At 41.6% G+C, this 9573-nt stretch carries 9 protein-coding genes and 1 tRNA gene; 1 reads left to right on the forward strand and 9 read right to left on the reverse strand.

The genetic code is table 11. The features are described from left to right. Nucleotides 1-11 precede the first annotated feature (11 nt). From hscA to trmJ, 7 genes are all read right to left on the reverse strand, one after another. Nucleotides 12-1865, reverse strand: a complete 1854-nt coding sequence (gene hscA, locus KP803_RS19215; RefSeq protein WP_248010468.1) for a Fe-S protein assembly chaperone HscA — start codon at nucleotides 1863-1865, stop codon at nucleotides 12-14. Between the two features lie 50 nt (nucleotides 1866-1915). Continuing rightward, the gene (gene hscB / locus KP803_RS19220) at nucleotides 1916-2431 is read right to left on the reverse strand and encodes a co-chaperone HscB (protein WP_248010469.1); all 516 of its coding nucleotides are present in this window, start codon (nucleotides 2429-2431) and stop codon (nucleotides 1916-1918) included. A gap of 105 nt (nucleotides 2432-2536) precedes the next feature. Next, on the reverse strand, nucleotides 2537-2860 hold the full coding sequence (gene iscA / locus KP803_RS19225) for an iron-sulfur cluster assembly protein IscA (protein ID WP_248010470.1): 324 nt from the start codon (nucleotides 2858-2860) through the stop codon (nucleotides 2537-2539). Between the two features lie 67 nt (nucleotides 2861-2927). Next, on the reverse strand, nucleotides 2928-3305 hold the full coding sequence (gene iscU, locus KP803_RS19230; protein WP_248010471.1) for a Fe-S cluster assembly scaffold IscU: 378 nt from the start codon (nucleotides 3303-3305) through the stop codon (nucleotides 2928-2930). Between the two features lie 33 nt (nucleotides 3306-3338). After that, nucleotides 3339-4553: an IscS subfamily cysteine desulfurase gene (locus KP803_RS19235; protein WP_248010472.1), complete on the reverse strand. Its 1215-nt coding sequence runs from the start codon at nucleotides 4551-4553 to the stop codon at nucleotides 3339-3341. 27 nt (nucleotides 4554-4580) lie between these two features. Continuing rightward, nucleotides 4581-5087, reverse strand: a complete 507-nt coding sequence (iscR, locus tag KP803_RS19240) for a Fe-S cluster assembly transcriptional regulator IscR (RefSeq protein WP_248010473.1) — start codon at nucleotides 5085-5087, stop codon at nucleotides 4581-4583. 112 nt (nucleotides 5088-5199) lie between these two features. After that, the gene (trmJ, locus tag KP803_RS19245) at nucleotides 5200-5925 is read right to left on the reverse strand and encodes a tRNA (cytosine(32)/uridine(32)-2'-O)-methyltransferase TrmJ (protein WP_248010474.1); all 726 of its coding nucleotides are present in this window, start codon (nucleotides 5923-5925) and stop codon (nucleotides 5200-5202) included. 177 nt (nucleotides 5926-6102) lie between these two features. On the opposite strand from trmJ, the gene suhB reads away from it, so the two are divergent. Next, a complete protein-coding gene (gene suhB, locus KP803_RS19250) occupies nucleotides 6103-6906 on the forward strand; it encodes an inositol-1-monophosphatase (protein ID WP_248010475.1) in 804 nt (267 codons plus the stop codon). Nucleotides 6907-6979: 73 nt separating this feature from the next. Here the strand turns inward: suhB and KP803_RS19255 are convergent, their stop codons facing one another. Continuing rightward, on the reverse strand, nucleotides 6980-9139 hold the full coding sequence (locus KP803_RS19255; RefSeq protein WP_248010476.1) for a hypothetical protein: 2160 nt from the start codon (nucleotides 9137-9139) through the stop codon (nucleotides 6980-6982). 328 nt (nucleotides 9140-9467) lie between these two features. Then, a tRNA-Trp gene (locus tag KP803_RS19260) sits at nucleotides 9468-9544 on the reverse strand. Nucleotides 9545-9573 lie beyond the last annotated feature (29 nt).

Here is a 9573-nt window from a genome sequence, read left to right on the forward strand (position 1 = left end):
TCTTTTATCTCTTAAATATCATCAACAGACTGGCCTGACAGCGCAGTGCGAATTGATTTATCCATTCGGCGAGAAGCAAACTCTTGGCTTGCTTTATCGGTTTGTTTAATTCCATGCTCAATCGCATCAGGATCATCGCTATTTCGTAACTCGATCAAAGATTCGATCGCTTTAACTAGCGATTGCTCTTCTTCTTCGGATAAGAGCTCATCACCATCAGCTTGCATCGCGGCAATAAGCCCTTCAATCACTCTATCCGCTTCAACACGTTGCTCAGCTAATGCTCTGGCACCCATGTCTTCTTTGGCATAAGTCATCGAGTCTTTTAGCATACTCGCGACTTCATTATCACTTAGACCATAGGAAGGCTTAACTTGAATATCCGCCTTTACACCAGTGCTTTTTTCCATCGCTGTTACTGACAACAAACCATCAGCATCAACTTGATAAGTCACGCGGATATGGGCGGCGCCAGCCGTCATCGGTGGAATACCTTTCAGCGCAAATCGCGCTAACGAACGGCAATCATCAACCATCTCACGTTCACCTTGAACGGTATGAACCGTCATGGCCGTTTGACCATCTTTAAAGGTGGTGAACTCTTGTGCTTTAGCAACAGGTATTGTGGTGTTACGAGGAATGATTTTTTCAACCAAACCTCCCATCGTCTCAATACCTAGCGATAGAGGGATAACATCAAGCAATAATGTTTCTGAATCAGGCTTATTTCCAGCTAAAACATCCGCTTGAATTGCAGCGCCAATAGCAACCACTTCATCAGGATTGATATCAGTTAATGGAGTGCGACCAAAGAAGTCACCCACAAGCTCACGAACATGTAAAGTTCGAGTAGAGCCACCAACCATAACCACTTCCATGACTTCTTCAGCATCAACAGACGCATCTTTTAATGCTCTTCGACATGACATCAAAGTCTTTTTAATCAAAGGTGTTACAAGTTGATTAAACTCTGAACGGGTTAACGCACCTTGCCATCCAAGAACAGACACCTGACATGATTCAGTGTCTGAAAGCGAAATCTTTGCCTGCGTGGCGGCATTAAGTAACTGGCGATGCTGCTCTGGCGTCAGTGGTGCATCGATACCGATTTGTGCAAGAAGGTGTTCAGCAATTAAATGGTCAAAATCATCGCCACCGAGAGCTGAGTCCCCTCCAGTTGCCAGGACTTCAAACACCCCTTTGGATAACCGTAAGATTGAAATATCGAAGGTACCGCCACCTAAGTCGTAGACCGCGATAATCCCTTCTTTACCAGAATCTAAACCATAAGCTAATGCCGCAGCGGTAGGCTCATTTAGCAAACGGAGTACATGCAGACCCGCTAAGTTCGCCGCGTCTTTTGTTCCGGCACGTTGGGCATCATCAAAGTAAGCTGGAACAGTAATAACAACGCCCGCTAGTTCGCCTCCCAAAGCGTTTTCAGCCCGTTGGCCTAGTACGCGTAAGATATCCGAAGAGACTTGAATTGGGTTCTTTGTACCTTGCTTGGTTTGCAGTACTGGAAGTCCGTTTTCACTCTCTTCAAAAAGATAAGGTAACGAAGGGTAACGACTTTGAATATCTTTGAGTGAGCGACCAATCAAACGTTTCACGGAAATGATGGTATTTGCAGGATCAGCCTCTGCTTTATCGTGAGCGCTATGTCCAACAATTAACGACTCTTCTGAGTAGTTAACCACTGACGGAAGAATACTTCGGCTCTGCTCATCTTGTATAGGTGTTGCTTTTCCACTTCGCACGGAAGCGACAAGTGAATTCGTTGTACCTAAGTCAATCCCAGCGGCCAATTTGTGTTGGTGAGGGGCTGAACTTTGTCCTGGTTCAGCAATTTGAAGTAGTGCCATTAAAGCGTCCTTAATTATTCAAATTAGCTTTTTCTAAACTATTTTACTGTTTAGCTAAGTAGTCGATCTTCGACCTGTTCTATTTGTTGTAATAACTTAGCGATAAATTTAAGTTTTTTTACTAAATCAGCGGCTTTTATCCACTCAGAGTTTGCTAACTCAGTCTCAAGCTGCTGCAGTTGTGCCTTGAACATTCGACTAATCTTGCTTTCAAAACCGAACAGTTTATCTTCGGCATCAATTGCAGATTCAATCTCTTCTAGTTCTTCTCGCAACTCCATTTGTTCCATAAGGAACATTGGATCTTGCATAGTCTGCTGTTCAGATTGAGCTTCCTGACCATTTAAAGAAAGTAAGTATTCTGCACGAGAAATAGGATTTTTTAAGGCTTGGTATGCATCATTAATTTGTGCCGCTTTTTGCACTGACATTAAACGGTCACGCTCTGAAGCGGTCGAAAAGTTATCAGGATGAAAGCGTTTTTGCAGTTCTCTAAATTGAGAAGAAAGAAGGCTACCGTCCAGCGTAAACTGAATTGGTAGCCCAAATAATTCAAAATGATTCATGAAACATCAATCCTAGGATACTAGCTAGGCTACAACCACCTAGCTATTCATCTCATCTAATTAGACGTAGTCGCTTTAAATATGAAGCTAACTAAACACTCAGTATTAAACGTTAAAGCTTTCACCACAACCACATTCGCCTTTCGCATTTGGGTTGTTGAATTCAAAGCCTTCGTTCAAGCCTTCTTTTACGTAATCAAGCTCAGTTCCATCTAAGTAAACTAAACTTTTTGGGTCAATAATAACTTTGACACCAGAGTGTTCGAACACTTGGTCTTCTTCGTTCAATTCATCTACGAACTCAAGCACATACGCCATACCTGAACAGCCTGTCGTTTTCACTGCTAGTCGTAACCCGATACCTTTACCGCGGTTCTCTAAGAATGATTGAACTCGGCCTGCCGCCGTATCTGTCATGGTGATGGCCATACTACAACCTTGTGTCTTCTATAGTAAGTAAAACTAGGAGGGAGCAACTTGCGCTCCCATCTGTTAATTAACGCTTTTTCTTGTAATCAGCAACGGCTGCTTTGATTGCATCTTCCGCTAGAATTGAACAGTGAACTTTCACTGGCGGTAATTCTAGTTCTTCAGCAATTTCAGAGTTTTTGATAGCCGCAGCTTCATCAATACTCTTACCTTTAACCCACTCTGTTACTAGTGAGCTAGAAGCAATTGCGCTACCGCAACCGTAGGTTTTGAACTTTGCATCTTCAATAATGCCATCTGCAGTTACTTTAATCTGCAGTTTCATTACATCACCACAAGCTGGGGCACCGACCATACCGCTACCAACACTTGGGTCTTCTTTATCAAACGAACCTACATTACGTGGGTTTTCGTAGTGATCAATTACTTTTTCGCTATATGCCATGATTATTACCTCGAATCCTCTATTTCCCTGAGATTAGTGATGAGCCCACTCAACAGTGTCCAAATCAATCCCTTCTTTATACATATCCCATAGAGGAGACATGTCTCGTAATTTATTTACCGCTACACGAATCTGTGCGATCGCGTAGTCCACTTCTTCTTCCGTTGTAAAACGGCCGAAGGAAAATCTTACAGAACTGTGTGCTAATTCGTCATTCAAACCAAGTGCACGTAGAACGTATGAAGGTTCTAAGCTTGCCGATGTACATGCAGAACCAGAAGATACCGCTAGGTCTTTTAGAGACATAAGTAGCGATTCGCCTTCAACGAATGCAAAGCTCACATTAAGGTTATGAGGAACACGTTGTTCAAGGTCACCATTTACAGTTACCGCTTCTAAATCGATAACACCATTTAATAAACGCTCACGAAGTGCTTTTGCATGCTCGAAGTCTTTTTGCATGTCTTGCTTAGCAATAGCAAATGCTTCACCCATACCAACGATTTGATGAGTCGCTAGAGTACCAGAACGGAATCCACGCTCGTGGCCGCCACCGTGCATTTGAGCCTCAAGGCGAATACGAGGTTTACGGCTAACATAAAGCGCGCCAATTCCTTTAGGGCCATAGACTTTATGTGCAGAAAGTGAAATCAAATCAACTTTCATCTCTTGTACGTCTAGAGGAATTTTACCAGCAGATTGTGCAGCATCAACGTGAAAAACGATCTTGCGAGCACGACATAGTTCACCAATTGAGGTGATGTCTTGAATAACACCAATCTCATTATTTACGTGCATAATTGATACAAGCACAGTGTCATCGCGCATTGCATCTTGTAGCTTGTTCAGGTCAATAATACCGTTTGACTCTGGCTCAAGATACGTGACTTCATATCCTTCACGCTCTAGTTGACGACAAGGATCTAAAACCGCTTTATGTTCCGTTTTACAGGTAATGACATGCTTACCTTTCTTACCATAAAAGTGCGCTGCACCTTTAATAGCAAGGTTATCAGATTCAGTTGCGCCTGATGTAAATACAATTTCACGTGGATCAGCATTTAGTAAGTCCGCGATTTGCTCACGAGCATTATCTACTGACTCTTCAGCCTGCCAACCGTAACGGTGAGAACGAGAAGCGGGGTTACCGAAGTTACCATCCATCGTCATACACTGAACCATTTTTTCAGCTACACGAGGATCAACCGGACAAGTGGCTGAATAGTCAAAGTAAATAGGCAGTTTCATTTTCTACTCCAATGTAAAAACTGACCGCTAAGAGCGGACATTACCACTAACAGAAATAGCGCTAGTCATTTTTTGAGAAACACCTTGGTTTGCTACTAATTTAACGTCCTGACGTTCAGAGATATCTAATACCTCACTGTCATTCATTAGCTCACCAAGTGTTATATTATTTAAAAACCCACTAATACGTGTACTAAGATCACGCCATAGTGTGTGAGTTAGACAACGAGACCCGCCTTGGCAGTTTCCTTTGCCGCTACATTTCGTTGCATCAACAGATTCATCAACCGCTGAAATAACTGAGCCAATCGCAATTTGATGCGCTTCTTCGCCGAGGCGATAACCACCGCCAGGTCCGCGAACGCTCGCTACTAAACCAGCTTTTCTTAATTTAGAGAAAAGCTGCTCTAAATACGAAAGAGAAATACCTTGTCGTTCTGAAATATCAGCGAGGGGCACTGGGTTTTCTTGAGAATGCAGCGCCACATCTAACATGGCTGTTACCGCATATCTTCCTTTAGATGTCAGTCTCATATTGCTCATATCCACATTATTTATGTGGTATGAATTCTTTCATACCTGACTAATTTGGTCAAGTATTTATCCGACCAATTTAGTCAGGTATTAAATTTAGCTTTAAGTGCTCTTAGTTCTTTTTCTCAATTGAGGACAAAATACCACGTAAAATATTAAGCTCTTGAATCTCTGGCCTTGCTCGACTGAAGAGACGCTTTAGCTTATTCATAACCTGGCCAGGTTGCTCTTTAGAGATAAATTGGGTATCCGTTATCACTTTTTCAAGGTGTTCGTAGAACATTTCTAGCTCTTTGTGACGAGGATACTCTTGCGCAGTCTCTTCGTTTTTCACGTACTGACTCTCTTCTAGTGCTAAGTGAGCAACACGGATTTCGTAGCTAAGAGTTTGTACTGCCATTGCTAGATTCAGTGAACTGTATTCAGGGTTAGCTGGGATACAAACATGGTAATGACAAGTTTGTAGTTCCTCGTTGGTTAATCCGGTTCTTTCTCGACCAAACACAAGGGCTACCGTATGACTCTGAGCTTCTACTGCAAACTTTTCGCCGCATTCTCTTGGCTCAAGCATTGGCCAATTTAATGTACGTGAACGAGCACTAGAACCAACGACTAACGTACACTCTTCTACAGCGTCAGAAAGCGTATCTACAATCGTTGCATTTTGTACTAAGTCACTCGCACCAGCCGCTAACGCAAGCGCTTGATCATCTATCTCACATTGGGGATCAACTAAAACAAGTTGGCTCAACCCCATCACTTTCATAGCACGTGCCGCTGAACCGATATTTCCTGGATGTGATGTACCAACAAGTACAACCTTAACGTTGTCTAACATATAGCTTCTCTACAACATGATTAAAAACGGACAAATTCTAACATACCTATTTATAAATAGTGACGAGATGATAACACTAAGTTTTAGTGCGCAAAAAATAACCACTTCCATTTCGTATCAGCTCTGGTATACTTCGCCAGCTTTTTTCGTTCTTTAACATCCGTTGGGAAAATTTGTATGCATCCAATGCTAAATATTGCTATTCGCGCTGCGCGAAAAGCGGGCAATCATATTGCTAAATCTCTGGAAAACCCAGATAAAATCGAATCTACTTTAAAAGGTACACATGACTTTGTAACTAATGTAGATCGTGAAGCTGAAGCGCTAATCATTGATACTATTAAGAGTTCATACCCTGATCACTCTGTTATCGGTGAAGAAAATGGTCTTATCGAAGGAAAAGATAATGACGTGCAATGGATCATCGACCCACTGGATGGAACTACTAACTTTGTAAAAGGTATTCCTCACTTCTCTGTTTCTATCGCTGTACGTATCAACGGTAAAACAGAAGTTGCTTGTGTGTACGACCCAATGCTAAATGAACTGTTTACCGCTCAACGTGGTGCAGGTGCACAACTGAATAATGGTCGACTACGTGTTAATCCACTAAAAGACCTAAACGGCGCAATTCTAGCGACAGGCTTCCCATACAAGCAAAAGCAACACTCTGAATCTTACTTCAAAATCATGTCTGCTCTATTTGTTGATTGTGCTGATTTCCGTCGCACAGGCTCTGCAGCTCTTGACCTTTGTTACCTAGCTGCTGGTCGTGTCGATGGTTTCTTCGAATTAGGCCTTAAGCCTTGGGACCTTGCTGCAGGTGAACTTATCGCTCGCGAATCAGGTGCTATCCTAACTGATTTCTCAGGCGGTACTGACTACATGAAATCTGGCAACACTGTTGGCTCTAGTGCTCGTGGCGTAAAAGCGATTCTTAAGCACATCCGCGACAACGCAAATGAAGCAATGCTTAAATAATCGCATTGATTGAAAATTTTAAAAGCCTCGCTTAATGCGAGGCTTTTTTTTGGATTTAATTAGCAGCCGCCGATTAATTTTCCTCCTCACCCGCTACGTCATCGTCAATGATCAATATATTTTTCTTTTTCAGTACTTTCTCTTTATTAGCTTTCGTTTGAGTATCACTCGTAATTGTTGGTTTTGGTAAAGGCTCAGACAAAGATAAGTTGGAGTTCAACGAAACAATACTGGTCTTGCTTATCTTATGACGATAGATCTCTCTAATGTATTTAATGGCACGAATAACACAGTCGGACGTTAGACGAATATCATTTATTGATGTGAACTTTTTCTTATCCGTGATCAGTTCTCTGTATTTTTTTTCATACATAGGTTTGATAGCATACCAGTTAGTGTCGAGTACCTTAGCTGGGTTCTCATAGCTTAGAAAGTAAGATTTAATTTCCTCTTCATTAAACTCATCCTCTTTGATTGCTTTTAAGATCACCCTGTCTATCGTGTCACTATATCTAAACTCATCTTTTGCAAAACAGCGTTTTACGTAAGCAACAATCAAAGTTAAAAAATCATCACTTAAACAAGGGCTCTTAGAGACTAATGTCGTGAGTGATAAATTGGGGGACGTTCCAATAACTAGCGCATAACGCTTTAATGTTGTATTCGGAAACAAGCGATTTATATGCGACTTAAGACGATTTAACGAAGTGTAGGTCAGCTTATAGTCTTTTGGTAAAGAGATAATAGAAACAATAGAAGAGCAGTTTTTAAAGAAATGTAGCTCTTTAAGCTCATCCAACTCAAAGTTAGCTTCTTTATAACGCCTTAGTAATTCTTCGTACTTGGTGGATTCAACAGGTAGCAGACTAATTCCCTCAATAGCTTGCGTCTGTTGATTGAAATGAGGAAGCTCAATCGAGCGATAAAATAGATCATCAACGTCAGTCGGCCCGTTGCGATTCGACCCAACGACACTTTCAGAGTAAGCGATCGCAACAGGACCCGCTAAGCTCATGAACAAGTCATTCGCATCTAATCTTATTGTCTCGGCTATATCGATGCCTGCTTTTCTAAAGTAGTTTTCATCGTAGTCAGATGTCACAGCTTGCGCGGTTAAAATGTTAAAGATCTGCTGAGAGATATATTGATTGGCATACTTCTCCATCTTATTCACATCGATCTCTTTCTTGCTTTTCTCTTCTCCATTTTCGGCATAACGCATAATATCATTTGAGATCAGCATCATTGCGTTCCATGGCCTAATACGACTTAAAACGTCTGAGCTATCAATTCCATCTTCAATTGCGTCGAGATTATAGGAAAAACTCCACTCTTCAGAGAGATACTTACAAAGCAGCCTTCCAGAGTTAATATGTAGAGCTTCAGAAGGTTCAACATTATCCCCCCATATGTTGGGAAGAATACAAATACCGGATGTAAAAATAGGTTCAAACACGAAACTGTGGGGTTTATTACTCGAGGCACTACTTTTAGGTACTGCCAAATCAAATGTCTTACTCATATAAGAATACTGCTGTGCTAAACCAAACTCAGAGGCCATACCCGAACCGGTTCCACCACCCGAGCTAAAGATATAAAAGTAAAGTCTCGATTGATTTGCCTTTATGCCACAGGAGTCGACAAGGTAAGAATGAAGATATCGCCATGTTTCGTTAGAGAAATTACTGGTCTTTCGATTGAGTATAGTTTTGGCTAGGTACTGCCCAAGTATTGGTGCGTTACCAGCACCACCGGCATGAACTTCAGACAGATCCATTATTTTGATCTTCTTGTAGTTCTCTAGAAAGTCTAATCTACCCTTGCTGGTTGAGTATCGGATTCTGCCTTCAATATCCTTGTCCAAGTCTCCAACCATAACGACAGGTTCAATTAAATAAACTGGGTGACCTCGAGAGTCTGCGTGACCGGACAGTCGTCCTTTAAGCCAATTTACAGGGCCTTTTTCTTGCGTATTGGATTTTAATTCAGAACAGTCATCAGTAAAGTAGTTACTACGAGCATTATAAACGAGTGTCGCCACATCCAGGGCGATGTTAGAGCCACATCGGCCTAGCCCTATTAGACACACTGAAGGGAACTTTTGCTCTAACTCTCCCTCTGCCGTTTCACGTTCAAACATGCTTTTTCTAACAATATCTAGGTTTTCTAGAATTGTATCGATATGCATTTCCGTAAAGTACCCATGCTCTACTAAACCGTCGTCCTGCTGCATCTTGCTATACTCCCTGCCAATAGTATTCCTGAATCAAGAGTAGTCTCAAAAATGAAACTAGCATTTGAACACTCACATTTTTATTGGCTTTTGAGCGCTAACTCACGCTGATGATTAAATATACTCGAATATTACAGGGAGCAATTCTGTATGCATTAACTAGAATCTTCATTGAAATGACAATGATGAAAGTATTGTGACGCTATTTTTAGAGATGAATAATGAAAGAAGTAAACACTATGATTAGAAGACAATTATTGAAAGTGCGCCTTTTTTAGAGTTATCCAAAGTAAAAAAGGCTCTAGCATTTCTGCTAGAGCCTTAAATATGGCAGGGGTGGAGAGATTCGAACTCCCAACACGCGGATTTGGAATCCGCTGCTCTGCCAATTGGAGCTACACCCCTATCTTCGTATTTAAAGAGACGACTCTCTG

Source organism: Vibrio amylolyticus (assembly GCF_023145695.1).
Taxonomy (GTDB): Bacteria; Pseudomonadota; Gammaproteobacteria; order Enterobacterales; family Vibrionaceae; genus Vibrio; species Vibrio amylolyticus.